This window comes from Bacteroides helcogenes P 36-108 (assembly GCF_000186225.1).
In the GTDB taxonomy this organism is placed as follows: domain Bacteria; phylum Bacteroidota; class Bacteroidia; order Bacteroidales; family Bacteroidaceae; genus Bacteroides; species Bacteroides helcogenes.
Genome location: NC_014933.1, coordinates 237,532 through 262,157, shown reverse-complemented (window position 1 = coordinate 262,157; position 24,626 = coordinate 237,532). Strand labels below are relative to the sequence as shown.

Annotated in this window: 25 protein-coding genes; 14 read left to right on the top strand and 11 right to left on the bottom strand. The window is 49.6% G+C overall.

All coding sequences use genetic code 11. The annotated features are described in order from the left end of the window. Window positions 1-103 precede the first annotated feature (103 nt). Genes BACHE_RS00990 through mutL form a run of 6 tightly spaced genes read left to right on the top strand, consistent with a single transcriptional unit; the run spans window position 104 to window position 7,935 of the window. The gene (locus BACHE_RS00990) at window positions 104-1,660 is read left to right on the top strand and encodes a peptidylprolyl isomerase (protein ID WP_013545841.1); all 1,557 of its coding nucleotides are present in this window, start codon (window positions 104-106) and stop codon (window positions 1,658-1,660) included. Between the two features lie 57 nt (window positions 1,661-1,717). Beyond that, a complete protein-coding gene (locus BACHE_RS00985) occupies window positions 1,718-2,560 on the top strand; it encodes a peptidylprolyl isomerase (RefSeq protein WP_013545840.1) in 843 nt (280 codons plus the stop codon). A gap of 15 nt (window positions 2,561-2,575) precedes the next feature. Continuing rightward, window positions 2,576-3,943: a peptidylprolyl isomerase gene (locus BACHE_RS00980; RefSeq protein WP_013545839.1), complete on the top strand. Its 1,368-nt coding sequence runs from the start codon at window positions 2,576-2,578 to the stop codon at window positions 3,941-3,943. 27 nt (window positions 3,944-3,970) lie between these two features. Beyond that, window positions 3,971-5,692, top strand: a complete 1,722-nt coding sequence (locus BACHE_RS00975) for an OstA-like protein (protein ID WP_041579089.1) — start codon at window positions 3,971-3,973, stop codon at window positions 5,690-5,692. Between the two features lie 5 nt (window positions 5,693-5,697). Next, complete coding sequence (locus BACHE_RS00970; RefSeq protein ID WP_013545837.1) at window positions 5,698-5,988, top strand: hypothetical protein; 291 nt, start codon at window positions 5,698-5,700, stop codon at window positions 5,986-5,988. A gap of 12 nt (window positions 5,989-6,000) precedes the next feature. Then, window positions 6,001-7,935: a DNA mismatch repair endonuclease MutL gene (gene mutL, locus BACHE_RS00965; RefSeq protein ID WP_013545836.1), complete on the top strand. Its 1,935-nt coding sequence runs from the start codon at window positions 6,001-6,003 to the stop codon at window positions 7,933-7,935. Between the two features lie 191 nt (window positions 7,936-8,126). On the opposite strand, the gene trpS is transcribed toward mutL, so the two are convergent. The 3 genes from trpS to BACHE_RS17470 form a co-directional block, all read right to left on the bottom strand. Then, window positions 8,127-9,221 (bottom strand): tryptophan--tRNA ligase, encoded by a 1,095-nt coding sequence (trpS, locus tag BACHE_RS00960; protein ID WP_013545835.1) that lies wholly within the window; start codon window positions 9,219-9,221, stop codon window positions 8,127-8,129. Window positions 9,222-9,284: 63 nt separating this feature from the next. Continuing rightward, window positions 9,285-9,929 (bottom strand): HU family DNA-binding protein, encoded by a 645-nt coding sequence (locus tag BACHE_RS00955; RefSeq protein WP_013545834.1) that lies wholly within the window; start codon window positions 9,927-9,929, stop codon window positions 9,285-9,287. Between the two features lie 348 nt (window positions 9,930-10,277). Continuing rightward, window positions 10,278-10,442 (bottom strand): hypothetical protein, encoded by a 165-nt coding sequence (locus BACHE_RS17470; RefSeq protein ID WP_187289280.1) that lies wholly within the window; start codon window positions 10,440-10,442, stop codon window positions 10,278-10,280. 564 nt (window positions 10,443-11,006) lie between these two features. Here BACHE_RS17470 and BACHE_RS00945 point away from each other — a divergent pair. Then, window positions 11,007-12,302, top strand: a complete 1,296-nt coding sequence (locus tag BACHE_RS00945; protein ID WP_013545833.1) for a site-specific integrase — start codon at window positions 11,007-11,009, stop codon at window positions 12,300-12,302. Window positions 12,303-12,395: 93 nt separating this feature from the next. Here BACHE_RS00945 and BACHE_RS00940 read toward each other — a convergent pair whose 3' ends face one another. Beyond that, window positions 12,396-12,713 carry a helix-turn-helix domain-containing protein gene (locus BACHE_RS00940; protein ID WP_005858007.1) on the bottom strand — a complete coding sequence of 106 codons (318 nt, stop codon included), beginning with the start codon at window positions 12,711-12,713 and terminating at the stop codon, window positions 12,396-12,398. 1 nt (window position 12,714) lies between these two features. Then, window positions 12,715-13,008 carry a helix-turn-helix domain-containing protein gene (locus BACHE_RS00935; protein WP_004326140.1) on the bottom strand — a complete coding sequence of 98 codons (294 nt, stop codon included), beginning with the start codon at window positions 13,006-13,008 and terminating at the stop codon, window positions 12,715-12,717. Window positions 13,009-13,250: 242 nt separating this feature from the next. Between BACHE_RS00935 and BACHE_RS17465 the strand changes: the two genes are divergently transcribed. Further along, on the top strand, window positions 13,251-13,607 hold the full coding sequence (locus BACHE_RS17465) for a hypothetical protein (protein WP_005858004.1): 357 nt from the start codon (window positions 13,251-13,253) through the stop codon (window positions 13,605-13,607). Window positions 13,608-13,835: 228 nt separating this feature from the next. Here BACHE_RS17465 and BACHE_RS00925 read toward each other — a convergent pair whose 3' ends face one another. Next, window positions 13,836-14,189 (bottom strand): winged helix-turn-helix transcriptional regulator, encoded by a 354-nt coding sequence (locus BACHE_RS00925; protein ID WP_004326138.1) that lies wholly within the window; start codon window positions 14,187-14,189, stop codon window positions 13,836-13,838. A 124-nt stretch (window positions 14,190-14,313) separates the two neighbouring features. Here BACHE_RS00925 and BACHE_RS00920 point away from each other — a divergent pair, with 124 nt between their 5' ends. Next, window positions 14,314-15,108, top strand: a complete 795-nt coding sequence (locus tag BACHE_RS00920; protein ID WP_004326137.1) for an EFR1 family ferrodoxin — start codon at window positions 14,314-14,316, stop codon at window positions 15,106-15,108. Here the strand turns inward: BACHE_RS00920 and BACHE_RS17460 are convergent. The 4 genes from BACHE_RS17460 to BACHE_RS00905 form a co-directional block, all read right to left on the bottom strand. After that, window positions 15,066-15,284, bottom strand: coding sequence for a hypothetical protein (locus tag BACHE_RS17460; RefSeq protein ID WP_172579062.1), 219 nt, complete (start codon window positions 15,282-15,284; stop codon window positions 15,066-15,068). The genes BACHE_RS00920 and BACHE_RS17460 overlap by 43 nt on opposite strands. Window positions 15,285-15,301: 17 nt before the next feature. After that, window positions 15,302-15,892 (bottom strand): DUF4948 family protein, encoded by a 591-nt coding sequence (locus BACHE_RS00915; protein WP_004326135.1) that lies wholly within the window; start codon window positions 15,890-15,892, stop codon window positions 15,302-15,304. Window positions 15,893-15,979: 87 nt separating this feature from the next. Then, window positions 15,980-16,486 carry a hypothetical protein gene (locus tag BACHE_RS00910; protein WP_004326134.1) on the bottom strand — a complete coding sequence of 169 codons (507 nt, stop codon included), beginning with the start codon at window positions 16,484-16,486 and terminating at the stop codon, window positions 15,980-15,982. Window positions 16,487-16,548: 62 nt separating this feature from the next. Further along, on the bottom strand, window positions 16,549-17,679 hold the full coding sequence (locus BACHE_RS00905) for a tyrosine-type recombinase/integrase (protein WP_013545831.1): 1,131 nt from the start codon (window positions 17,677-17,679) through the stop codon (window positions 16,549-16,551). A gap of 277 nt (window positions 17,680-17,956) precedes the next feature. On the opposite strand from BACHE_RS00905, the gene BACHE_RS00900 reads away from it, so the two are divergent. The 5 genes from BACHE_RS00900 to BACHE_RS00880 all read left to right on the top strand — a co-directional run bounded on the left by BACHE_RS00900 (window position 17,957) and on the right by BACHE_RS00880 (window position 23,815). Continuing rightward, complete coding sequence (locus BACHE_RS00900) at window positions 17,957-19,477, top strand: DUF4099 domain-containing protein (RefSeq protein ID WP_010992642.1); 1,521 nt, start codon at window positions 17,957-17,959, stop codon at window positions 19,475-19,477. An 89-nt stretch (window positions 19,478-19,566) separates the two neighbouring features. After that, window positions 19,567-21,669: a type IA DNA topoisomerase gene (locus BACHE_RS00895; RefSeq protein WP_004327336.1), complete on the top strand. Its 2,103-nt coding sequence runs from the start codon at window positions 19,567-19,569 to the stop codon at window positions 21,667-21,669. Then, window positions 21,666-22,142, top strand: coding sequence for a hypothetical protein (locus tag BACHE_RS00890; protein WP_004327334.1), 477 nt, complete (start codon window positions 21,666-21,668; stop codon window positions 22,140-22,142). The genes BACHE_RS00895 and BACHE_RS00890 overlap by 4 nt, the downstream gene beginning before the upstream one ends. Before the next feature lie 232 nt (window positions 22,143-22,374). Further along, on the top strand, window positions 22,375-23,424 hold the full coding sequence (locus tag BACHE_RS00885; RefSeq protein ID WP_004327332.1) for a type II toxin-antitoxin system RnlA family toxin: 1,050 nt from the start codon (window positions 22,375-22,377) through the stop codon (window positions 23,422-23,424). Between the two features lie 4 nt (window positions 23,425-23,428). Further along, window positions 23,429-23,815: a type II toxin-antitoxin system RnlB family antitoxin gene (locus BACHE_RS00880; RefSeq protein ID WP_004327330.1), complete on the top strand. Its 387-nt coding sequence runs from the start codon at window positions 23,429-23,431 to the stop codon at window positions 23,813-23,815. A gap of 248 nt (window positions 23,816-24,063) precedes the next feature. Here BACHE_RS00880 and BACHE_RS00875 read toward each other — a convergent pair whose 3' ends face one another. Continuing rightward, window positions 24,064-24,555 (bottom strand): dihydrofolate reductase family protein, encoded by a 492-nt coding sequence (locus BACHE_RS00875; protein ID WP_004327329.1) that lies wholly within the window; start codon window positions 24,553-24,555, stop codon window positions 24,064-24,066. Window positions 24,556-24,626: the final 71 nt, after the last annotated feature.

Sequence of the window (24,626 nt, the reverse complement as noted above, 5' to 3'; positions counted from 1 at the left end):
TAAAGATGCCCGGAAAGAGTAGGATGCTTTTCGGGCATTTTTATATCTTTGGCATGTGACATTGAGAAATCATTTCTGTAATGGTTTTATTCTATTCAAAACGATGATTATGATAAAGAATGGCTTGGCAATTGTATTTCTGTGCTTAAGTTTGGCGACGGCTGTTGCTCAAGATCCTGTATTGATGCGTATCAATGGGAAAGATGTTCTCCGTTCGGAGTTCGAGTATGTTTATAATAAGAATAACAAGTCTGCAAGTGCAAGGCAGGTGATGCCAAAAAATTATGTAGGGACGTTTATTGATTACAAGCTTAAAGTTGCGGAGGCAGAAACTGCCGGTATGGATACGACATCGGCTTTCCGGGATAAACTGGAGGCTCGTCGCCGCTGGTCATCCATATCTTATTTGGTGGATGAAGAGACGGAGGAGCGTATTGCACATCGATTTTATAACAGGCTAAAGTTTGCCAGACAGGCAGGGAAGGTACGTGTCAGTCATATTTTTAAATATCTTTCCCAGAATATTTCCGGACATGCATTGCATGAGATAGAGGCTAAAATGGATTCTATCTATCAAATGCTCAGAAAACAGGGGAAAAATGCGGATTTTGATGCCTGCGTGGTGGATTTTTCAGATGAAAAAAGTGAGTTTTGGGTAAGCTGGTTGCAAATGCCTGCCGAATTTGAAGATATTGTTTTTGGCATGCAGGTCGGTGAAATCTCACACCCGTTTTTTACTCCGCAAGGCATTCATATTGTAAAAGTTCTCGAACGGAGAGAACTTCCTCCATTTGAAGAAGTGAAGGAAGGTATTATGCATAGTCGGACATATCGTTATGAGATGGATGAGGAGATGGATGCTTTGGTGGAAAAATTGAAGAAAGAATACCATTATATTCCCGATCAGGCTGGAATGGATGAACTTATATCCAAGGGAAAGACAAGCCGAGTATTGTTTATTTTCGGGGGAAAGACATATACCGGTAGAGAATTTACCCGTTTTGCGGTGGCTCATCCTGGAGGTGTGCGGCGTCAGTTGAGAGAATTTGTTATGAAATCCGTCTTAGATTATGAGAATAGTCATTTGGAACAGAAATATCCTGAATTTCGTTTGCTGATGCAAGCATATAAGGAGGAATTACTGCTACATGAAATTACTGACCGTGAAGTTTCGGAACGAATTAAAATGGATGAAGCCGGTTTGAAGGCTTACTTTGATACCCATCGTTCCGATTATTATTGGAAAGAACCTCGTTATAAAGGAATTGTGTTGCATTGTACTACCAAGCGTGTAGCAAAACAAGTACGTAAATTTCTGAAACAAATCCCTGAAAGTGAATGGATGGATGCCATCCGGTTGACTTTTAATGCCGAAGGTACTCCTGAAGTGCAGGCTGAACAAGGTCTTTTTGCGTATGGAGACAATGCCTATGTCGATGCTCTGGTGTTTAAGGGGCAAGAGGCGACTCCTATATTGTCTTTTCCTTTTACTGCTATCCTTGGGAGAAAAGTTAAAGGGCCGGAGGAATTTCATGAAGTTAGTGAACGCCTTTCAGTTGATTATAGAAACTACCTGGAACAGCGTTGGGTGGCTAAACTGCGTGCTTCCGCTAAGGTTGAAATTAACCAAGAGGTTTTAAAAACCGTTAATAATCACTGATGCAACCAATTAAAGCGCTATCTTCGTACTTTAAAATAAAGTAAATCCCAGTTGCTAATGCGAACAACCAGCTTCTTGCTTTTCATTACTCTTCTCTGTATGGCGTGTAGCGAGCAACACGACCATAAGGGACGGACACCATTAGTGGAGTTGGATGGAAATTTTCTTTATCGGGAAGATTTGCAGGCGGTACTTCCTGTCGGTTTGTCAAAAGATGACAGTTTGTTGTTTGTAGAACATTACATCCGTAACTGGGTGGAAGACATTTTGCTTTATGACAAAGCGCAAAGCAATATCCCCAATAATGATGAAATTGAGAAACTTGTGGAGAATTATCGTAAAGCATTAATTATGCATACTTATCAGCAGGCATTGATACATCAGCGGTTTTCGGAAGAAATCTCAGAAAGAGATTTGGCAGATTATTATGAAAAGAACCGGGAGCTTTTCAAAGTAGAGCGTCCGTTGATGAAAGGGCTGTTTATTAAAGTTCCCTTGACTGCTCCTCAATTGGCAAATGTCCGGCGTTGGTATAAAACGGAAACACAAGAGGCGGTGGAACATCTGGAAAAGTACAGTTTACAGAATGCGGTGAAATATGAGTATTTCTACGACAAGTGGGTATCTGTTTCGGAAGTGCTGGACCTGATACCATTGAAGGAATCTGATGTGGATGAGTATCTGAACAGGAATCGCCATGTTGAATTGAGCGATACTGCCTTTTACTATTTTTTGAATGTGAGCGATTATCGTCGGATAGGAGAGCAGGAACCGTATGAATTTGCCCGGACACAAGTGAAAGACATGCTACTGAACGTAAAGCAAGTGGAGTTTATGGAGCAGGTAAAAGATGACTTGTATCAGCGAGCTGTAAAAAGAGACAAAATTAAGTATTATTAGTATAAGACACCAAGAATGAAAAAGTGTATGAGCTTTAAGTTTGTAGTTTTATTTGCCTTGACACTATTAGCCGGTTCTACCGTTTATGGACAAGACAACGTGATTGACGAGGTAGTTTGGGTAGTAGGCGACGAGGCTATATTGAAGTCCGAAGTAGAAGAAGCACGTATGAGTGCATTGTACGAAGGACGCAAGTTTGACCGTGACCCTTATTGTGTGATACCAGAGGAAATAGCAGTTCAAAAACTGTTTCTTCACCAAGCTGCACTTGATAGTATTGAAGTCGCTGAAGCCGAAGTGCTCCAGCGTGTGGACTACATGACAAACATGTATATTTCAAACATCGGTTCGCGTGAGAAGATGGAAGAGTACTTTAATAAAACTTCCAGTCAGATTCGTGAGACTTTGCGTGATAATGCCCGTGAAGGTTTGAAAGTGCAAAAGATGCAACAGAAACTTGTAGGAGAAATAAAAGTGACTCCTGCTGAAGTACGCCGTTATTTTAAGGATCTGCCTCAGGATAGTATTCCTTATATTCCTACTCAGGTAGAAGTGCAGATCATTACTTTGCAGCCGAAGATTCCTCAAGAAGAAATAGAGGATGTAAAGAGGCGTCTGCGTGAATATACCGACCGGGTCAATAAGGGTGAAAGTTTTTCCATGTTGGCTCGTATGTACTCTGAAGACCGCGGATCTGCCATTCGTGGTGGTGAGATAGATTTTTCGGGTCGCGGCATGCTCGATCCTGCTTATGCGAGTGTAGCCTTCAACTTGCAAGATCCCACTAAGGTATCCAAAATCGTGGAGTCGGAATATGGATTTCATATCATTCAGTTGATAGAGAAACGTGGTGACCGCATCAAGACCCGCCACATATTGCTGAAGCCGCATATCCCCACAGAGGCTTTGACTGCAGGTTGTGCGCGTCTGGATTCTATTGCAGATGACATCCGTAATAACAAATTTAGTTTTGAAGAAGCAGCTTCCGTACTTTCACAGGACAAGGACACTCGTAACAATCACGGCCTGCTGCCCAATCCTAACAGCAATACTTCCAAGTTTGAAATGCAGGAATTACCGCCTGAGATAGCAAAAGTCGTGGACAAGATGAAAGTTGGAGAAATCTCAGAGGCATTCACTATGATTCCTCAGAAGACCGGTAAGGAGGAATGCGTGATTGTGAAGCTGAAAAGCCGTATTAACGGACATAAGGCAACGATTGCGGATGATTATCAGAATCTGAAAGATATAGTGTTGGAGAAGCGTCGTGACGTAGTGTTGGACAAGTGGATTCGTGAAAAGCAGAAACACACTTATGTGCGCATTAAGGACAATTGGAAAAATAATTGTACGTTCAAGTATCCGGGGTGGATCAAAGACTGATCCGGAGTAAGTTACATAGACTTTTGTATGCAAAAGAAAAATACGAGAATGAGTTTTCTGAACAGGCATAGATACCTATTGGCAGGTATTCTATGCCTGTTTGGCATGTGCCTGATGAATGGTCAGGACAGAAAGACGAATACCAAAGCTCCGGACAGTAAGAATACAGTAGCTGTTGCGCAGAAGAAAAACGGAATTCCCGAAAAGAAGAAAACGCGCGTAGATTTGTTGTATGCCGACGAGGCGCAGGCCGATAAACTGTTGCGCCCGGATGTGCAGGTACTTATCGGATCGGTAAGGCTGAAACATGACAGTATGTACATGTTCTGCGACAGTGCCTTGATTTACGAAAAAATCAATTCGGTTGAAGCTTTTGGTAATGTTCGTATGGAGCAGGGGGATACTTTGTTTATTTACGGTGATTATTTGTACTATGACGGAATGTCGCAACTGGCAATGTTGCGTGAGCATGTGCGTATGATCAACCGTAAGACGGTGTTGACTACTGACAGCTTGAACTACGACCGTCTGTATAACTTGGGTTACTATTTTGAAGGAGGTACGCTGACCGATGAGGAGAATGTCCTTACTTCGGAATGGGGCGAGTATAGCCCGGCCACTAAACTGGCTGTTTTCAACCATGATGTGAAGCTGGTCAATCCCAAGTTCACATTGACTTCCGATACCTTGAAGTACAGTACGGCATCCAAAGTTGCCACAATTTTGGGTCCCTCTGATATCATAAGTGATAAAAACCATATATATTCTGAGCGCGGCGAGTATAATACGGTTACTGAACAGGCTGAATTGCTTGACCGTTCCATATTGACCAATGAAGGCAAGAAGCTGACGGGCGATAGTCTTTTCTATGACCGTAAGCTGGGATATGGCGAGGCTTTCTACAATGTCCAGATGAATGATACCGTTAACAAGAATATGCTTACGGGTGATTATTGCTTTTACAATGAACTTACCGGGAATGCTCTGGCAACCAAACGTGCCGTGGCAATAGATTATTCGCAGGGTGACAGTCTGTTTATGCACGGTGATACTCTGAGGCTGCTTACTTATCATCTGAACACGGATTCCATGTATCGGGAGATGCATGCCTATCATAAAGTTCGTGCCTACCGCACAGACGTACAGGCTGTGTGTGACTCTTTGGTGTATAACTCCAAGGACTCCTGCATGACTATGTACTATGATCCTGTGTTATGGCATGGCAGCCAGCAATTATTGGGGGAAGAAATAAAGGTTTATATGAACGACAGCACCATAGACTGGGCGCATATCATTAATCAGGCTTTGGCTGTGGAACAGAAAGACAGCATTCATTATAACCAAGTGACCGGTAAGGAAATGAAAGGCTTCTTTATCGGCGGAGATATGCGCCGGGTGGAAGTGAATGGCAATGTGCTGGTTGTGTTTTATCCGGTAGAGGAAAAAGACAGTTCTCTGATTATGATGAACTATTCGGAAGGCAGCTTCTTGAGACTGCTTTTGAAAGACAGGAAAATGGAGCGAGGCTCCTTTATCGGTAAGGCCAACGGGACAGCTTATCCTCTGGATCAGATACCGTCGGACAAATATAGATTGCCGTCTTTTGTCTGGTTTGATTATATTCGTCCGCTTAATAAGGAAGATATCTTCAATTGGAGAGGTAAAAAGGCCGGTGAAGTATTACAGAAGAGTGATCGCAAACCTGTAACTTCACCAAGGAATATGCATATAAAACGTAATAATAAATAGATGCTATGGGAATGTTTACAATGCGCAAGCCTCGTGGCTTTAATCATCGCTATATCTATGTGGATGAGCGTAAAGAGAAGTTGGCGAAGATGGAAGAAAGTGCCAAACGTGATTTGGGGATGTTGCCCGAAAAGGAATTTTCTCCGGAAGATATCCGTGGGAAGTTTATGGAAGGAACCACTCATCTGAAACGTCGGAAAGAAAGTGGGCGCAAACCTGTCCATCTGGGAATCATCCTGATTGTCATAGCCATCCTGTGCTATCTGTGGTATGCCATCAGTACGGGAGTCATTTAATTCAACTTGTTTATGAGCGACATTATTCATTTGCTGCCCGATTCGGTTGCCAATCAGATTGCTGCCGGAGAGGTGATACAGCGTCCGGCATCTGTCATTAAAGAATTGGTTGAGAATGCGATTGATGCCGAGGCGCAGGAAATTCATGTTTTGGTAACGGATGCAGGTAAGACTTGCATCCAGGTGATTGACGATGGAAAGGGCATGTCGGAAACAGATGCCCGTCTTTCCTTCGAACGTCATGCTACTTCAAAGATACATGAGGCTGCGGATTTGTTTGCATTGCGTACGATGGGCTTTCGTGGAGAGGCTCTGGCGTCCATAGCAGCAGTGGCGGAAGTAGAATTGAAGACACGTCCTGCCAGCGAGGAACTGGGAACTCGTTTGATGATTGCCGGTTCCAAGGTGGAGAGTCAGGAAGCTGTATCCTGTCCCAAGGGAAGCAATTTCTCCGTGAAAAACCTGTTCTTCAATGTCCCTGCCCGCCGGAAGTTCCTCAAGGCCAATTCTACGGAACTGAGTAATATCCTGAATGAGTTTGAGCGCATTGCACTGGTTCATCCGGAGGTGGCTTTCTATCTGTATAGCAACGACACGGAGCTGTTTAATCTTCCGGTCATGCCTTTGCGCCAGCGCATCATGTCCGTGTTCGGTAAAAAGTTGAACCAGCAATTGCTGGCGGTAGAAGTGGATACGACCATGGTGAAGGTTTCCGGCTATGTGGCCAAACCGGAGACGGCGCGCAAGAAAGGCGCACATCAGTATTTCTTTGTCAATGGACGCTACATGCGTCATCCGTATTTTCACAAGGCAGTGATGGATGCTTACGAACAGCTTATTCCGGCCGGTGAACAGATTTCGTATTTTATATATTTTGAAGTCGATCCTGCTAATATTGATGTGAACATACATCCCACAAAGACAGAAATAAAGTTTGAAAATGAGCAGGCTATCTGGCAGATATTGTCTGCTGCCGTGAAGGAGACGCTGGGACGTTTCAATGCCGTGCCTACCATCGACTTTGATACGGAAGACATGCCCGACATTCCGGCTTTTGAACAGGCTCGTCCGATAGAGCCGCCCAAGGTACATTATAACACTGATTTCAATCCTTTCAAGACATCTTCTGCGCCTTCATCCTCTTATGGCGGTGATTACTCTCGTCCGAAGATGGAATGGGAAGGGCTTTATGCCGGTGTCGAGAAGGCCAGCAGGATGAATGAACCGGTGGAGGAAGAATTGTTTTCGGAAGATGGGCGGGAGGCTCCTTCTGCTCCTTTGGAGGAAATGCCGGATGGCGGAGGAATGCCTTTTCTTCGAGAGTCGGCCGGAGATACGGTATCTTCTTCTTCTCTCTACGGAGATGAACCTGTCATTGAAAAGGGAGGGCGGCATCTGCAATTCAAAGGTCGTTTCATCCTTACTTCCGTAAAGTCGGGGTTGATGCTGATTGACCAGCACCGTGCACATATACGTGTCCTGTTTGAGCGTTACCTCGGTCAGATACGCCAAAAGCAAGGAGTTTCGCAAGGAGTTCTGTTCCCTGAAATTGTTCAGCTTCCGGCTTCAGAGGCTGCTGTCTTGGAGGATATTTCGGGCGATTTGGCAGCGGTAGGGTTCGACTTGAGCCCTTTGGGTGGAGGAAGTTATGCCATCAACGGCATACCGTCCGGCATTGAGGGACTGAGCCCGGTGGATTTAATCCGGAATATGGTGCACACGGCTATGGAAAAGGGCAATGACGTGAAGGAGGAGGTGCAGACGATTCTTGCATTGACATTGGCACGTGCGGCAGCCATTGTTTACGGGCAGGTTTTGAGCAATGATGAGATGTCGAATCTTGTGGATAGCCTGTTTGCCTGTCCCTCTCCTAATTATACTCCGGACGGGCATACGGTATTGGCCACAATTAAGGAAGAAGACATTGAAAAGCTTTTTGCCAAATAGCGGGTATTCCCGATAGATAATCGAGGGGGGATGTGTCAGGGCCTCCCCTTTTATGGGGATCACGAGGGTGTGTCGAAACAAGAATGACTATAATACTTGAAAGGGTCGTGTCATTGCTCAAAACGGAGCTTGATACGACCCTTTCTTCAGTCTCTTAGTATGCTTAGATTGCTAATTAAAGTTTCCGGTGCTTACTCTCCGCTGAACTTCCTTACTTGTTCGGCTATCAGCTCTTCGTCGTCAAAGTAGTTTATTTTCATTGCCTTGCGCACGTCGTCCAAAGTTGAGGCTGCGGCTTCTCTTGCCGTTTCACAGCCCTTCTTCAGCATGTCGTAGATGGCGGGGATGTCTTTCTCGAATTCCTTGCGGCGGTTGCGGATAGGCTCCAGTGTTTCCTGCATAATCTCGTTGAGGAATTTCTTTACTTTCATGTCACCCAGGCCGCCACGCTGGTAGTGGGCTTTCAGCTCGTCCAGATTAGGATATTCGGGCAGGTAGAGGCCGAAGTGCTCCGGGCGGCAGAAGGCGTCAAGGTAGGTGAACACGGTGTTTCCTTCAAGCTTTCCGGGGTCTTGCACGCGCAGATGGTCGGGATCGGTGTACATGCTCTTCACCTTTTTCTGCACTTCGTCGGCCGTGTCCGAAAGGTAGATGCAGTTGCCCAGGCTTTTGCTCATCTTGGCTTTGCCGTCGGTTCCGGGCAGGCGGAGGCAGGCGGCGTTTTCGGGCAGTAGTATTTCCGGTTCCACGAGGGTTTCACCATATATATAGTTGAAGCGGCGTACTATCTCGCGGGCTTGTTCCAGCATCGGCTCCTGGTCTTCGCCCACGGGCACGGTGGTGGCGCGGAAGGCGGTGATGTCGGCGGCCTGGCTGATGGGGTAGGTGAAGAAGCCTACGGGGATGCTTGTCTCGAAGTTGCGCATCTGGATTTCGGTCTTTACCGTGGGGTTGCGCTGCAGGCGGCTCACGGTGACGAGGTCCATGTAGTAGAAGGTCAGTTCGCAAAGTTCGGGTATCTGCGATTGGATGAAGATGGTGCTCTTCGTCGGGTCCAGTCCGCAGGCCAGATAGTCCAGCGCCACTTCGATGACGTTCTGGCGTACCTTCTCCGGATTCTCCATATTGTCCGTCAAGGCTTGCGCGTCGGCTATGAAGATGAAGGTCTTGTCGTACAAGCCGGAGTTTTGCAGTTCCACTCTGCGTCTCAATGAGCCTACATAGTGTCCTATGTGTAGGCGTCCTGTGGGGCGGTCGCCCGTAAGGATGATTTTTTCTTTTGCCATATATCTTTTTAAAATTAAGTCCACTGAAATTCTTCGGCAAAGATATTGATAATTATCGTAACCTCAAGGGATGGGTGATTCTTTCCTCTTGATGTACACGCGGTGACTGCCTCGGCCGCTGATGCCGATGCCGCTGTCCGGCTGCGAGGCCCATCGGCGCAGTTCGGTGGCGGCGGAGGTCTGAAGCAGTCCCGTCAGGTGGCGATAGGTCTGCACGCTGAGGTACGGATTCTCCTCCAGATAGGCGCGGGCGAGGGCGAGGCGTTGTTCGGGGGTGTATTTGCGCGACGAACGGGCGGGCTTCCAGGGGGCGCGTTCCAGGTCGCACCAGCGGTTTGTCTCTTGCACCAGTTCCTTGTCCGCGCGGAAATTGACGCTGCCCACGCGCAGGCTCTGGGCGTTTCGCTTCGTGGCGTTCCGGTCCGTTTCTTCGCGTTCCTTGCCCGCGCGCAGGGCCAGCGAAGGGGTGAAGATGCCGAGCCCGTCTATCTTGACTGAGCGTCCCATGCCCATCTCGTGGGCGATGGCTTCGCTCAGCTCGCAGATGACGCCTTCGGTGATGCCCTTGGCAAAGCCGGTTCCTTTGGCGATGTACTCTGCCAACTGCCGTGTGTTGGTCTGTCCGGTCAGCACCATCTGAGGATAGGTGACGGTCTTGCCTGTGTCCTGCAGGTCAGGCATTTCTTTCATGATGTAGCGTGTGCCCATGGTTCTTGTTCTTTATTTATGTGAGTCGGGAGTTTTCTTCTCAGGGAGTTATCGTTCGCTTTGCTCTCTCAGGGAGTTATCGTTCGCTTTGCTCTCTCAGGGAGTTACCGTTCGCTTTGCTCACTCAGGGAGTTATCGTTCGCTCTGCTCACTCAGGGAGTTATCGTTCGCTTTGCTCTCTCAGGGAGTTATCGTTCGCTTCGCTCTCTTAAGGAGTTATCGTTCGCTTTGCTCGCTCAGGGAGTTACCGTTCGCTTTGCTCTCTCAGGGAGTTATCGTTCGCTTTGCTCTCTCAGGGAGTTATCGTTCGCTTCGCTCTCTCAGGGAGTTACCGTTCGCTTCGCTCACTCAGGGAGTTAAAGGCCGATAGCTCTGAGATTGAGAACCTATGACTAATGAATCCACAAGAGTATCGGCCTCTAACTCCTCAGCCTGCCTTGGCAGGCGATAACTCCCTTTAACTCCTTCTAACTCCCTGAGAGAGCGAAGCGAACGGTAACTCCCTCTTTCCATAATCCTTCTCCATGCCTGTGAAGACTTCTCTCCGTAGGCAGAAATTCTTCTCTTCTTGCTTTCCGATACTTTGATCGAAGTCTTCGTCTCTGTAAACGAAAGCTTCGTTTTAAGAAACCGTGGTTTCATCTGTAGGAATGAAACCTGCGTCTTGAATCTGCCTTTGCGCAAAGATAACTATTCGTACCTACCGAAGCAAGTTTTCGTCCGCATATCTTTGTATTATGATTGTAACTTCCCCTTAATGGCTTTGCGATGTCACAATCATACTTTTGCCGCCGTAAACAGTTTTTTCAATAAAAATTGGTATAAGGCGCAAAGAAAAGCAAAGTTCTACATAAATAAATGCAGGTCAGCATCTTGTATGCAGGGCGGGTTGAAGCAAGCTTCGGCATAAAAAGCCTGAAAACACCCCTTTCGGACAAAGTTCGGCTACTAAACAGCTACCGGTTCCGAAACGGGGTATATACGGCATAACAAGTTCTGTTTCATCGCTTTGCCTTGTTTTGCATAGCTCTTGGTAAGAAATAAGTAACTACCTTTAGAAACGAAAATTTTAGAGTTATGGAAACAAAGAGAAGTACGTTTGCGACCTCGTTCTACATCAAGAGATCCGCAGTGAGAAACCGGGACGGGAAAGCCCCCATCATGGTGAAAATCTCCGTTGACGGGGATGACAAGGCGGTGGGAACCAAGCTGTTCGTCACCCCCGACCTCTGGGAGAACGGCAAGGCGAAAGGCAAGTCCGCCGAGGCAAACGAGATAAACGGGCAACTGAAGGAGGTCTCCGCCCGGCTCACCAACCACTACCACCGCATCCTCCGGGAAGAGGATTTCGTCACCGCCGAGAAGCTGCGCAACGCCTTCCTCGGTGTCGGCGTGATGGAGAACTGCATACTGAAAGACTTCGAGAATATGAACAAGGAGTTCGGGGCGATGGTGGAGAAAGGGCAGCGAGCCAAGTCCACCTACAACAAGTATCTGGCTGTTTACAACCATTTCAAGACCTTCCTTTGGGAGAAGAAGAAGCGCACCGACATGGCTTACAAGGAGCTGACCAAGGAGATCATCGCCGATTTCGACAAGTACCTGCGGGTGGAGAAGGGATTGAGCGCCAACACCCTCTGGATATACACCATGCCCCTGCTCAGCCTGACCGACAAGGCGTGGCGGCGGGGCATCGTCCGCACCGACCCCTTCGGCGAGTACAGCCTTGAGATGCAGGAGACCGACCGGGGCTATTTCACGGAGGAGGAGCTGCGCACCTTGGCTAACGCCGTGTTCGTCAAGAAACAGACCAGCCTCGTGCGGGATATGTTCCTCTTCGGGTGTTTCACCGGGCTTAGCTACATTGACATAAAGACGCTCACCCATGACAAGATACAGCGCATGGACTTCGACGGCGAGGAATGGATCATCACCCGGCGCACCAAGACCCGTGTGTCGAGCAACGTCCCTCTCATGGAGATTGCCAAGGAGCTGATAGAACGTTACAAAGGGCTTGCCGGGGGCGACCTTGTCTTTCCCATGCCCAGCAACAGCGTGTGCAACAGGCACCTCAAACAGATAGCCAAAGCCTGCGGCATCCACAAGGAGATCGGCTTCCACCTAAGCCGCCACACCTTCGCCACGACCGTCTATCTCTGCAACGGCGGCACCATCGAGGCACTCTCCAAGATACTCGGGCACAAGCACATTTCCACGACCCAGATCTACGCCGAGGTGACCAACAGGATGGTCAGCTCCGATTTCCGGGCGATCTCCGGCAACCTCGCCGCCATGCAGCGGAGCGTGCTGGAGAAGAAGGACAGGAAACAGGACGGGAAGCGGGTGCGCCGCTCCCTCCGGGAAACGGCTTGACGCCTTTCCCCGGCGCAGAATGCGGCAAAGGCAGGAACTTCCGATGCGGTGTTCCTGCCTTTGCTGCATTTCCCGATGCACACCCCCGTGCGTTTATGTTGGACTTTTCCCCCGTTTGCGCTTTGGGCGCATGTCCACGTAGTTCTCCTCCAGCATACGCAGCAGATCCGACTGGCGGTAGAGCGTCTTGCCCGGCAGCGATATGTACGGGATCAGCCGCTGCGTGCGGTAGTCCTGCAACGTTCTCGGCGTGATGTGCAGCAGCCTGCACACGTCCTCGCCCGTGAGATAGACCTCGCCGTTCATCGCCGGGCGGAAGTGCGCCGTTACCGTGTCAAGGTACCTCATGCCTTCCTCCAGTGCCTCGAAGTACGCCCGTACCTCTTCCGTGTCCCTTGTGATCACTTCCATCTCACTCGTCCTCCGTCATTTCCCGGCTCATGGCTTCCACGAACGCCTCCACGTCCTCCGTCCGGTAGTAAATCTTGTGGTTGATCTGGCTGTACGGCAGCAGCCCCCGGTCACGGTAGGTCTGCAATGTCCGCTTGCTGATGCCCAGTTTCTCGCACACGTCCGCCCCGTCCATCCAGTTCATCTTTTCGGGCGGTCGGTAGCGGGCGCAAAGCTCCCTCACGTGCTGCGAGAAGCTGCCGAACCGTTCCTTCATCTCCTCGAAGGTCTTTTTCTCGATGCTTACTATTTCCATTGTCCCGATACGTTTTTATTGTTATACTTCCCTGCAAATATACCGGTCTGTATATGTCCGTGTATCAAAACCGTACCGCTTGTCCTCGTTTTGCTTCACGTTTGTAGCCTTGTCACGTTCCGGGCGGTGAAAAGCAGGGAGAAGCTCTACATATCCGCACGCCCTTCCGCATATTTCCCGTCTCTTCCGCTTGCCGTGTGCCGGACATTTCGCATATTTGTAACCGACCAAACATCATCACTATGGACGAGGCTGTCTTTATCGCACAATACACCTTCCTTGCCACTCCTGCGGTCATCGAGGAGGAGAGCCGCATCTTGGGCAAGATCGCACGCCGCCTGCGCTGCGAGTACGTCATCCGTTTCGAGGACGACGGCAAGTTCTATTTCCTGCTGGAGACCCGTTCCGGCTACGAGGAGCATTTCGCCCGGTGCGGCTGGTACGTCGTCAGCCAGACCGACTTCAACAGCCGCCTGACCATCGGCATGGGCTTGTACGAGAGCGGGAACTTGGCGGGCTTCATGTACAGGCTTGATTCCGGCAGCTGTATCCGGGCGATTCAGGAGAACAGGCATCGTGCCGCTTGGATTATAAATTAAGCGTTATTTATTCCTAAATATCAGCACTTTCTGAAATTTTGGCTTTGCATCCGTCACGCTTTTAGTCCTTAAAAGCTGTCTGCTGTTGTCCGGTGTCTGTCTGCCAACATCTTGGGTTCAGATGTCCGCATTATTTTTGGATTATGCAAATCGTTGAAAATAAACATTCTAAGGTTATTGCAAGGTGCAAGCTATATATAAATATATACTTGTACCTTGCAATAAATTTCAATACTTATTTTTCCGTCTATTTTCCATTATCGTTTCAAAATTTTCTTGCCCCCATTGTTTCAACTGCTCTAAATAAGGGATTAAAGTTTCTCCAAATTCAGATACATAATATTCCACTTTGGGTGGAACTGTGGGATATATTTTTCTATTTACCAATCCGTCCGTTACCAATGACCGCAAAACAGTAGATAGCATCTTTTCCGATATAGAGGGGATTGTTTTGTATAGTTCATTGAAACGTATTACTTCATTCTCATGTAGCTTCAATAAGACAACTAAAGCCCATTTGTCACCCAGCCATTCCAGTATAGGGGAAGCAGAACAATAATCGTAATCTAACTTTTTTCTCATTTTTCTTTTATCCAACAAATTGATATACAGGAAAACTAACCTAAATGTAAGTTGCTGATAACCAAGATAGTTCTTCTTTTTTTTAAAGAGACCTATTAACTTTGCTGTCGCAAAAATAAATGTTATGGACTATAAAAGCAAAACGGCAAACGACAAAGAAATATCCATCTATTATTTCTCCGCCACAGGCAACAGCCTGAAATTGTCGCAGGATATTGCGGCGGCTTTTGGAGGAGCCGGGCTGTTCAGAATGACACCGTCAGCTGGAATCACCGCATCGGACTCCCGAATCGTAGGTTTTATATTCCCCGTATATATGGGCGGACTGCCCGGCATTGTCCGCCGGTTCTTGGAAAGTTATCCGTTCAGGAAAGGCGTGTACTATTTCTCCATAGGCACATATTACACGTACAAGGGCTGTGCGGTGTCCGTTGTGGACAAAATCATGTCCGGCAAAGGCGTGCGTCTGGACTATGGCTACAACCTGCCCACCGTAGGGAACTGCCTGAAGGAATACGAGGTATCTTCAGTAAGGAGGACGAAGATACTGGAACGGGCGGAGCTTTACACTTCACGAATAATCGACGACTTGAAAAAAGGCAAACGGAAAAAGCCTTTCCCGTATTGCAGGTTATCGGATCTGTTGCACAAAGGGCTGTTCAATGCCTTTTTCAGTCGCTCGCACTTGAACTTCTCCTTGGAAAATGGTTGTATGGGATGTGGTGTCTGCGAACGTGTATGTCCCGTGAACAATATTACGCTGAAAAACGGAGTGCCCCGGTGGGGAACCGGTTGCGAGGCTTGCCATGCTTGCGTACACTGGTGTCCCCGGAATGTCATTCAGATCGGGAAGTCCAAAGGGCGGCTGCAATACCATCATCCAGCTGTAAAAAGAACGATGCTGTACCGTGTGGAATGATGGGTTCCTATGCTGCGTATCCAGAGATTCCGGTCTGTTTCCCGTTTGTAGGATTCCACCGGAACCAGCCCGTTCTTGCGTTGTTCATGCCGACAGGTCATAGAAACGATATGGATGACCTTACGCATCCTTGCCATCATCTGGAAGAATCGGCGCATGTATTGGAATATCCTCATGCGTCCCTCTTTGCAGGTTATCGTGAATGGTCTAACTCGATGTACCAGCCTTCCTTGACAGGCTTGTACAACGTGGTGTCGTTGTACGTCCTGCGGTAGATCTCGTTCAGGTCGCCGTGTTCGGTGATACGGATATTCCGGCGGCTTTCCAATCCGGGATCGTAAATGAAACTCTTGGACGTTCCCGCATCCACGATGCCGTGGGAATAGTACGGCATAACGAGGCTCACATATACCGAATCCGCCGTTTCCCATTCCCTGCGGTCAACAAGGACAAGACCGCATCCAATCTCTGACAACAGGGAATCGAGCTGTATTCGGTCTGGCTTCAGCAGCCCATATACCGGGAGGTTTTCTTCGTCATTCGTTTCATGGGATGTATCGCTTTGCTCTGTTGAATCAAGTATAATGACCTCTTCCGGAGAAAGCGGCGGGTAGTGGAAACTACCTTCTGAACTCTCTGACATGATTTCGTACACCTTGCGGAACGCCGCCTCGTGCGTGGCGAAGTGGCGTATCATTTCCTCGTCGCTCGGTGGCATGGGCGGCTCTCCGCAGCTTGCGGCAAACAGGCTTGCTAAAAGCAGGATTATGGCGGGTGTTCTCATATTCTTATGTAGATGATGTTTGGCAGCGTTTCGCTTTAAGCGGCAGTGCTGTTTGTTATCTAAATCTTAATGTCTTTATTGGCAAAATCAAGGCACTATTTCGTAAACGGTTCGTTCGTTGTTCCTGAAAATGGTCTGCTCAATCTGTTTTCCGACCTTTACGATGCTGTCTATGTCAGCATTGACTTTCAGGCTAAGGACGGGAGCGTATTTCAGATGTTCGTAATCGACCGGAGTATTGTTATAGGTTGTTTCGACAATAGGATAATTATGTTCCTTTGCGAACTGTTTCAAGGTATCTATGTAGGGAAGCTGCTCTTTACCCATAGCTTCAAAATCTATGTAAAACTTTCCGTTCTCCAGCACAAAGTAGATGCAGTCCACACCATTGGAACAAATACCTATAAAATCATAATCAGTATTTCCTGCCTGCACGTTTCTCAATACATCCGGCAGTTTGTCTATCGTAATCCGGGCAGCAACCGGGATATTGGAGTTTATACCGTCGTTTTGCGTCACTCGTTTATTCCCATGCCCGCAACTCAATAAACTTAAGATAGAAGTAAATATTCCCATAATTTTTAAGAATCTCATAGTTTTATGCTTATTATTAAATAGATAACATGTAATTATCAGCGGTTTTCGCTGTTATTTTCTTATTTAACTATCTCATTATCACTTTCAAGAATATCATCCAATGGAGTGCGGATGCTGCTCTTGAAAGTGTCGGCTATATGCACGTACATTTCCGTCGTTTTCAGTTGGTTGTGCCCCAACAGCTCTTTCACGATTTTCAAGTCCGTGCCTTGCTCGATCAGATGCGTGGCGAACGAGTGCCGCAACAGGTGGGGGTACACCCGCTTGGTGATTCCGGCTTCCTTCGCCGCCTCTTTCAGCTTCTTCGACACGATGCTCTCCGTAAACGGCTCACCCTTGTACCGCTCGAAGAGCCATTCCTGCGGCTTGTACAGCTTGGTGTACTCGGTCAGCTTCCTGACAAGGGGCTTCGACAGCAGCGTGTAGCGGTCTTTCCTCCCTTTGCCCTGCCGTACCCGTATCAGCGAACGGCTCACGTTGATGTCGTGAGGTTTCAAGTCCAGCAGCTCGCTGATTCTCAACCCGGCGGAGTAAAGCAACGAGAACATGCAGAACAGCCGGATGTCCGGACCGGTTGCGTCAAGGATGGATTTTATCTCCTCCTTGCTCAGCACGTCGGGCAGCGTCCGTTCCCGTTTGGCTCGCTTTACCTCGTAACATTTCCGTTCCTGTCCCAGCACCTTCTCGAAATAAAACTTGATCGAGTTGATGCGCAAGTTCTGTTGGCACGACGAGATCCCCCGTGTGTCAATCAGGTGTACGATGTAGGCGTTGATTTCTTCCGGTCGGATGTAGCGGAGGTTTCTTCCCGCAAAGTATTGCTGGAACTCCCTGAAATAGGCAGTGTACGCACGGACGGTATGCTCGCTGTACCGCAGTTGCCGCAGCGTTTCGGCATAGCCGGGCGGGATGGCGGGGCTGGTTTTCCCGTTTTTCTTGGGCAAGGTGTTTTTCAGGGCGGAGTAATTGATATACGCCGTTTCCACATGGCGGTCGAAAAAGCCGGACAGGTCGAAGCCTTCTTCCGGCAGGTAGGCTCTGTCGCCCTCGAACCGCACACCCTTCTCTTTCGACAGCGACAGCCGGATGGCATCGTCCTCGTCGAACTCCACTTCCACGTATTTCTGCCCGTCACGGATGGCAGGTGAAAGCGTTATTCTCGGTTTGCTCTGATAGACTTTCATACGCATCGCATGGGTGGCAATGACAGACCGTGTCCCTCATTACCCATATTTTACAAATATAGAGAAAACAACGAATTATCGCCGTTTCCCGGAGGAGAAAAATGCGTGCGGGGCATGATTTTTTGGTATTTTTCACAGGAAAGGGCTGCGACAAACCTGCGAACCGGACGACAAGTGCGGACAGCCCGCCCCGGAGTTGCACGTTCCCCGTGTTTCTCCCTCTATATTTACGCCCGGTTTCGTTTGAGAACCAATAGTATTCACCATTTAAAAACATTAGATTATGGACGAACGACCGGACAGCAGCCAGCAGTTGATGGACATCCTGCTCGTCATGGACGAGAAAGGCACGCTCCAAGCCGTCAGCGGAGTAAAGGACGGCGAGTTACAGACCAAGAATCCCTTGGAGGACAACAACGACCTCCTGCGGGTGGATCGCCACGGCGATATGTTTTCGAATTTCTTTTCCAACCTCTGGAACCAGTTGAAAGACCCGACCCGCTTCCACTTCTTCCGTGTGCCGGAAGAGGAGGTGCAGCGGGTAGCCGCCGATTTCCGGCAACGGGAGAGCCAGTCCGTCAAGACGGGCGAGCCGCTCGTTGCGCAGTACGAGGTGCAGCCGCCCGTGCAGGCGCAGCAGCAGACCCAAGCCGGGCAGCAGCAACAGCCGGAGGGTGCGCCGCAGCAGTCCGCCGGGCAGACCGAACAGAACCCGCAGTACAAGTACCGCCCGGAGGACATCGACTGGAACAGCCTCGCCGCCCTCGGCGTGCAGCGGGAGCAGATCGAGGGCAACGGGATGCTCGACCAGATGCTACGGGGCTTCCAGACTGACAAGACCGTCCGGGTGCATTTCCACTTCGACGGCATCTCGCACAGCAACGACAGCCAGCTCTCGCTCAAGCCCGGCACGGACGGCAGGCTGACCGTGTGCAGCCACGGCATCCTCGACCCGGAGAAGATGCAGAAGCAGTTCTTCGGCTACGACATCACCGACTCCGACAAGCAGGTGCTCCGGCAGACGGGCAACATGGGACACCCGGCGACTGTCACCAACCGGGCGGGCGAGCAGGTCGAAGCCCTTGTCAGCCGCAACCTCAAGACCAACGAGCTGGTCGCCTTCCCGCTCTCCAAGGTCAATATCCCGGCGGAGAAGAACGGGCATACCTTCACCCCGGACGAGATAGCCCGGCTCAAACAGGGCGAGGCGGTGGTCTGCCAGTTCCTTTCCAGAGCCAAGGAGGGGGAGCAGCCCAAACTCTACCCGGCTCCCGTGCAGTTCAGCGCAGCCAAGATGCAGATCGAATTTCTTTTCGGCGACCGGGGCAGGCTGGCGATGGATGCGTACAAGGCGAACCTGAAACAGACCGCCAATCAGGAGGTGCCGAAGACCTTCCGCAAGCAGGAGCTTACCGAGAAGTCCCGCCTCGAACTCGAAGCCGGGGGAACGGTCAAGGTTTCCGGCTTGGTGGACAAGAAAGGAAAAGCCTACCAAGGCTACATCACATGGAAGCCCGGCGAGAAGCCCGCCTTCATGTTCCCTAAGGACTACAAGGCGGCGCTCGAAGAGGGGCGTGTCAAGCCCGCCGTGGAGAACGAGGTGCAGGTGGCGGTCAATTCCGAGGGCAAGACCGTCGAGGCGACCCGTAACCTGAAAGAAGCCCTGCAATCCGCACAGCAGCGACCCACCGGGGAGCAGAAACAGCAGCAGGAGCGCAGGCAGGAGCAGAAAGAGGACCGGAAACAGGAACAGAAGCAGGAGCAGCCCGACAAGCCCAAGCGCAGCCGGGGTGTCCGCCGATGATTTCCCCCGCCATTCTGTAAATGAATTACCCGGTTATCCCGTCGCTCGGACGGGATAACTTTTGTCAAACCGTTAAAAATCAAAGAAATATGATTACAGCAGTCATCGCTGAAAAGCCTTCCGTAGCGAAGGATATAGCAAACGTGTTGAATGTCCGGGAGCGGCACGATGGCTACCTCTCAGGTAACGGCTACCTCGTTACCTGGGCGTTCGGCCATCTCGTCCAGCTCGCCATGCCCGAAGCATACGGCTACACGGGCTTCCGGCGTGAGAACCTGCCCATTCTGCCGCAGGAGTTCAAGTACATCCCCCGCCAGATACGGGAGGGCAAGGAGTACAAGCCCGACCTCGGCGTGCTCAAACAGTTGAAGGTCATCAAGGAGGTTTTCGACCGTTCCGACCGTATCGTCGTGGCGACCGATGCCGGGCGTGAGGGCGAAGCCATTCATCGGTACATCTACAATTACCTTGGCTGCCGCAAGCCCTGCCTGCGCCTCTGGATCTCCTCGCTGACCGACCGTGCCATCCGGGAGGGGCTGGACAACCTCAGACCCGGTAGCGACTACGACAACCTCTACCGTGCCGCCGAAGCCCGTGCCATCGCCGACTGGGAGATTGGGCTGAATGCCACCCAAGCTCTCAGCATCGCCGCCGGGCAGGGCATCTACTCCCTTGGACGGGTGCAGACGCCCACCTTGATGATGATCTGCTCCCGTTATCTGGAGAACAGGGATTTCACCCCGCAGACCTATTTCCGGCTGAAGATCACGGCGGAAAAGGACGGCACGCCTTTCGCCGCCATCTCTGAATTGCGTTACGAAACCCTTCCGGCGGCAAACGCCGCCCTCGCCGCTGTAACCGCAACGGGGACGGTGCAGGTTGCCGACGTGCAGCGCAGGGAGGTGAGCCAAGAGCCTCCCTTGCTCTACGACCTGACCGCCTTGCAGAAAGAGGCGAACGGCAGGTACGGCTTCTCGGCGGACAAGACCCTCTCCGTCGCCCAGTCGCTTTACGAGAAGAAGGTGTTGAGCTACCCCCGTACCGGCTCCCGCTACCTCTCGGAGGATGTGTTCGACGAGATACCCGACCGCATCGCCCTGCTGGAGCGGTACCCGGCTTTCTCCACCCATGCCGCCGCCCTGAAAGGGGCTTCGCTCAACCGCCGCAGCGTGGATGCGGGGAAAGTTACCGACCACCATGCGCTCATCATCACCGAGTGTCTGCCCGGCGAGCTGTCCGCCGACGAGCGCACGGTGTACGACATGGTAGCCGCCCGCCTGCTCGAAGCCTTCTCCGCCCGTTGCCTCAAGGACGTTACCACCGTCTCTTTCACGGCGGGGAACAGCGTGTTCACCGCCAAGGGGACGGTCGTCAGGTCCGCCGGATGGCGTGCCGTGCGGAACGAGCGGGACGAGGACGACGAGGGAACAGCCGCTTTGCCGCCCTTGCAGCCCGGCGAGGCTTTCCTCCTGCAATCGGCGGAGTGCGTGGAGAAACAGACCAAGCCCCGTCCCCTGCACACCGAGAGCAGCCTCCTTTCGGCGATGGAGCATTGCGGCAGGGAGTTGCGGGACGACGAGCTTCGGGACAGCCTGAAAGGGAACGGTATCGGCACGCCCGCCACCCGTGCCTCCATCATCGAGACCCTCTTTGCCCGTGACTACGTGCGCCGGGAGAAGAAGAGCCTCGTGCCGACCGACAAGGGGCTTGCCGTGTACCAGATAGTGAAGGACAAGCGCATCGCCGATGTCGAGATGACCGGGCAGTGGGAGACCGCCCTTGCCAAGATCGAGAGCGGGGAGATGAATCCCGACACCTTCCGCAAGGGCATCGAGGTCTATGCCGCCCAGATTACCGAAGAACTCCTGCAAGTGCAGGTATCGGTGGCGGACGGCGGACATATCCCGTGCCCCAAATGCCGTTCCGGTCGCATCCTCCTTTACCCGAAGGTCGCCAAGTGCAGCAACGTCGATTGTGGGCTTACCGTCTTCCGTGGCAAGGGGGAGAAGCAGCTCACCGACAGCCAGATTGCCGACCTTGTAACCAAAGGCAAAACATCCCTTATCAAAGGATTCAGGAGCAGGGAGGGTAAGCCCTTCGATGCGTACCTCACCTTCGACAAGGACTTCCGCATCGTGTACGGGTTCCCGCCCCGCACGGACAAGCCCAAAGGAAAGGAGCGCAGGCGATGAACGGCATCGGTTGGATCACCGTGGCGGAAGCCGCCCGGCTCTGCGGCACGGACGAGCTGCGCATCACCCTCTGGATGAACGGCAACCACATCGCCTACGCCCGTTTCGACGGCATCCTGATGATCGACGGCGCATCCCTTGCCGCCCTGTTCAGCCGCAACCGGGTCGCCACCATCTACGAGGATGTGGCGCAACAGCGGGGCAAGCCCGGCAGACCGGGCAGGCTCCGCCGCCTGCTCGACACCCCACTCGACACCTTCGGCTTGTCGCAGCGCATCGTCCGGGCGTGCCGGGAGCTGGGCGTCTTCACCGTGGAGCACCTGCTCGTCCACCTCCGCCGCTTCCGCTTCTCCCGCCTGTACTGTGTCCGCAACTTCGGCAGCGGATCGGCAGCCGAGACCCTCCGGCGGCTCCGGCAGGACGGCTTGACAGACAGCGGCAGCCCACGGGATTTCAAGGTCTTGTACCCGTAATCCCGGCAATATTCACTATCTTTGCCAGCCGATTATATAAGAAGGCGGATTTGTCTTTCCCATAACCGACTGGCAAATACTCGAAAGGATTTCGAACCTATTCTGTTCATAATATGAAGCGTTCCATTTCCCTTTAAACAGCCTTTTTACAGCTCAAAAAGGGTTAAATGCTTGAATTTGTGGACATATATTCGAAAAATATTGTATTTTTGTACCCGAAAATAGGACGACAATGGCTAAAAAGCACTCATTATCTGTTGAAAACATAGATCAGGTTGCTATTGATTTTATAGCGACAAAACCTTCATATTCAATCAAAATAACAGATTGCCAAGAAGGTAAATTAAAAAAAATAGCAATAACTCATAATAAGGAAACTGGTATCTTAAACTGTTTTATTAATGGCGGGCAAGTTTCTTATAGTACGCAAGGAAAAGCACATTTAAAAGGAATATGTGAAGAATGTTGGAACGTTATCCTTCAAAATACTTCAATTCCTTGCCCTGATAAGAAAAGCTTTACGGCAAAAGGAATAAGTGAAGAAGATTTTGATGCTTTTATAGATGTATTATCGGAAAGTGATGAAATCGAAATAACTACGGTCAATACAGATAACAATCCTGCTATCAGGAACCAATATCATTTAAAGGGGAAATATGATGCCAAGGTATCTATTATTTTTTATAATAATGGGACTTTATTTTTACAGGGAGCTGTAACAGCTTTTTATATTGAGCTTATTACAGAAATAATGGAGACAATATCTTCTGTTCCAACCGAAGTAATGGAAGACTTCTTGGCTATTCAACCTTTAGTAGGATGTGTGATAGAAAAAGATTTGAATAAGCATTTCACGAAAACTGAAAACATTGAAGGAAGTATTCTTGAAGATTTTCTGAAAACATCTATTGCTCTTGCTAACTCCGGTGTTGTGGTTGATGATTACGGGTGTTATACATTCGGTATAATGAAGGCTTTGGATGGCTTGATTAGCAAAAGACTCTTGGAAGACGCACCGGATTTTAAAGATTATGGTACATATTTTGAGAGAGGTAAAGATGGAAACTACCATTTTTTGGAGAATGTGGGAACTTACAATGGTAATCCCTCGTTAAAAAGAGCATTGGAAAAGGCGTATGACTTTTATAACAAGAATCGGCATACAACTTTCCATATTGATCGCAGGAACTTAGAAACAAGCAGAACCTTATATTATGATGAAGCGGTGAACATAATAAAGGATGGACTTGTTATTATAAATGACTTATGTACTAATTGGTAAAGAAATGAAGACAAAAGATTATCAAATAATCTCTTTAGGAGAACGAAGTTTTTTAGTAGTAGTTCTGTCATTGGAAATGACGGATTACTATTGGACTGCTCTCCAATCAGAATTGGCAAAATATAATGTTGCCGATGCTGAAGTTTATTTTGATTTTCTATACCGTAACGGATTAAAAAATAGATTTTTCAAAACTAAGCTCATGGGAGTTAGTCTATTGAATAATTCTTTGAGAAAATGTAAAGCTACACAAGAGTGTATTAGTGCTTCTGATAAATTCTTTACTTTGCATAAGGATGTGATTGAACATAGCGTATTATCGTCTATTCAAAAAACATTCTTTAGAAAGAAATTAGACAGAACTAATATTCTTCCGACAAATGTACTTTAACATTATAAAGGAATTAATATATTAGAACAAAAGGTGCATCATTGATGCACCTTTTGTTTATACTTCAAATTTAGGCATCAGTAAGACCTAAATTCAACATATCTTTGTCATTCCAACTATTTCCGTTATCTTTGCACCAGTAGAACCTGCCAAGCCTCTTGATAATGCTCAAATCGGCGGGTCGTTTTTTTATAACCCGTCATCCTTTCCTGAATGACCCAAGCCACTTTTCAGTGGCTTTTTGCATTTCATGGGCATACCCTTCCGTACACCGTCCGGATTTTCCCGTCCTCCAATACCTTGCTCGACCGCACGACCCACGTCCTGCCATCATTCAGCCCGCACTCCAGTGCCTTCTCGCCGCCGCCGACCAGTACCGGCACGGTTATCACCACGATTTCGTCCGCCAGCCCGTTATCCAAGAGCAAAGCCCCGGTTTCCGCTCCGTAAGCCGTTACCGTACCTTCGCCGTCCGCTTTTATTCCCCGCAGTTCCGCTGCCGCATCCCCTGTAACAAACCGCACCCGTTCCTTCTCCGTCAGGTCAATACAGCCGTCCGTCACGACCAAAGTCTCTTTTGCCGTGAGCGGCCAGCCCAGATGGTTCAGGTAAATGCGCAGGTAGGTTTCCTCGTCGATCAGCACGCAGCCGGAGGCGTCCACCGCCGCATCGAAATACTTGTCCGATCTGACCGGACAACCGTCAATGGATTGGTACACGTGCAAGGTAATCTGTTTCATATCAATGTATTTTTAAGGATTATGTCCGCCTCGCACCCAAAAGAACAGCGTGAACTCACGCTATTCCGAAG

What these genes read in the sequence shown, in the direction of transcription:
- trpS (WP_013545835.1), bottom strand. Translation starts at nt 9,221, where the DNA reads ATGGCAAAAGAAAAAATCATCCTTACGGGCGACCGCCCCACAGGACGC.
- BACHE_RS00945 (WP_013545833.1), top strand. Translation starts at nt 11,007, where the DNA reads ATGGAAACAAAGAGAAGTACGTTTGCGACCTCGTTCTACATCAAGAGA.
- BACHE_RS00920 (WP_004326137.1), top strand. Translation starts at nt 14,314, where the DNA reads ATGGACTATAAAAGCAAAACGGCAAACGACAAAGAAATATCCATCTAT.
- BACHE_RS00885 (WP_004327332.1), top strand. Translation starts at nt 22,375, where the DNA reads ATGGCTAAAAAGCACTCATTATCTGTTGAAAACATAGATCAGGTTGCT.
- BACHE_RS00880 (WP_004327330.1), top strand. Translation starts at nt 23,429, where the DNA reads ATGAAGACAAAAGATTATCAAATAATCTCTTTAGGAGAACGAAGTTTT.
- BACHE_RS00990 (WP_013545841.1), top strand. Translation starts at nt 104, where the DNA reads ATGATTATGATAAAGAATGGCTTGGCAATTGTATTTCTGTGCTTAAGT.
- BACHE_RS00935 (WP_004326140.1), bottom strand. Translation starts at nt 13,008, where the DNA reads ATGGAAATAGTAAGCATCGAGAAAAAGACCTTCGAGGAGATGAAGGAA.
- BACHE_RS00940 (WP_005858007.1), bottom strand. Translation starts at nt 12,713, where the DNA reads ATGGAAGTGATCACAAGGGACACGGAAGAGGTACGGGCGTACTTCGAG.
- BACHE_RS00975 (WP_041579089.1), top strand. Translation starts at nt 3,971, where the DNA reads ATGCAAAAGAAAAATACGAGAATGAGTTTTCTGAACAGGCATAGATAC.
- BACHE_RS17470 (WP_187289280.1), bottom strand. Translation starts at nt 10,442, where the DNA reads ATGGAAAGAGGGAGTTACCGTTCGCTTCGCTCTCTCAGGGAGTTAGAA.
- BACHE_RS00955 (WP_013545834.1), bottom strand. Translation starts at nt 9,929, where the DNA reads ATGGGCACACGCTACATCATGAAAGAAATGCCTGACCTGCAGGACACA.
- BACHE_RS17460 (WP_172579062.1), bottom strand. Translation starts at nt 15,284, where the DNA reads ATGAGGATATTCCAATACATGCGCCGATTCTTCCAGATGATGGCAAGG.
- BACHE_RS00925 (WP_004326138.1), bottom strand. Translation starts at nt 14,189, where the DNA reads ATGAGAAAAAAGTTAGATTACGATTATTGTTCTGCTTCCCCTATACTG.
- BACHE_RS00890 (WP_004327334.1), top strand. Translation starts at nt 21,666, where the DNA reads ATGAACGGCATCGGTTGGATCACCGTGGCGGAAGCCGCCCGGCTCTGC.
- BACHE_RS00980 (WP_013545839.1), top strand. Translation starts at nt 2,576, where the DNA reads ATGAAAAAGTGTATGAGCTTTAAGTTTGTAGTTTTATTTGCCTTGACA.
- BACHE_RS00910 (WP_004326134.1), bottom strand. Translation starts at nt 16,486, where the DNA reads ATGAGATTCTTAAAAATTATGGGAATATTTACTTCTATCTTAAGTTTA.
- mutL (WP_013545836.1), top strand. Translation starts at nt 6,001, where the DNA reads ATGAGCGACATTATTCATTTGCTGCCCGATTCGGTTGCCAATCAGATT.
- BACHE_RS00915 (WP_004326135.1), bottom strand. Translation starts at nt 15,892, where the DNA reads ATGAGAACACCCGCCATAATCCTGCTTTTAGCAAGCCTGTTTGCCGCA.
- BACHE_RS00875 (WP_004327329.1), bottom strand. Translation starts at nt 24,555, where the DNA reads ATGAAACAGATTACCTTGCACGTGTACCAATCCATTGACGGTTGTCCG.
- BACHE_RS00970 (WP_013545837.1), top strand. Translation starts at nt 5,698, where the DNA reads ATGGGAATGTTTACAATGCGCAAGCCTCGTGGCTTTAATCATCGCTAT.
- BACHE_RS00985 (WP_013545840.1), top strand. Translation starts at nt 1,718, where the DNA reads ATGCGAACAACCAGCTTCTTGCTTTTCATTACTCTTCTCTGTATGGCG.
- BACHE_RS00900 (WP_010992642.1), top strand. Translation starts at nt 17,957, where the DNA reads ATGGACGAACGACCGGACAGCAGCCAGCAGTTGATGGACATCCTGCTC.
- BACHE_RS17465 (WP_005858004.1), top strand. Translation starts at nt 13,251, where the DNA reads ATGGACGAGGCTGTCTTTATCGCACAATACACCTTCCTTGCCACTCCT.
- BACHE_RS00895 (WP_004327336.1), top strand. Translation starts at nt 19,567, where the DNA reads ATGATTACAGCAGTCATCGCTGAAAAGCCTTCCGTAGCGAAGGATATA.
- BACHE_RS00905 (WP_013545831.1), bottom strand. Translation starts at nt 17,679, where the DNA reads ATGCGTATGAAAGTCTATCAGAGCAAACCGAGAATAACGCTTTCACCT.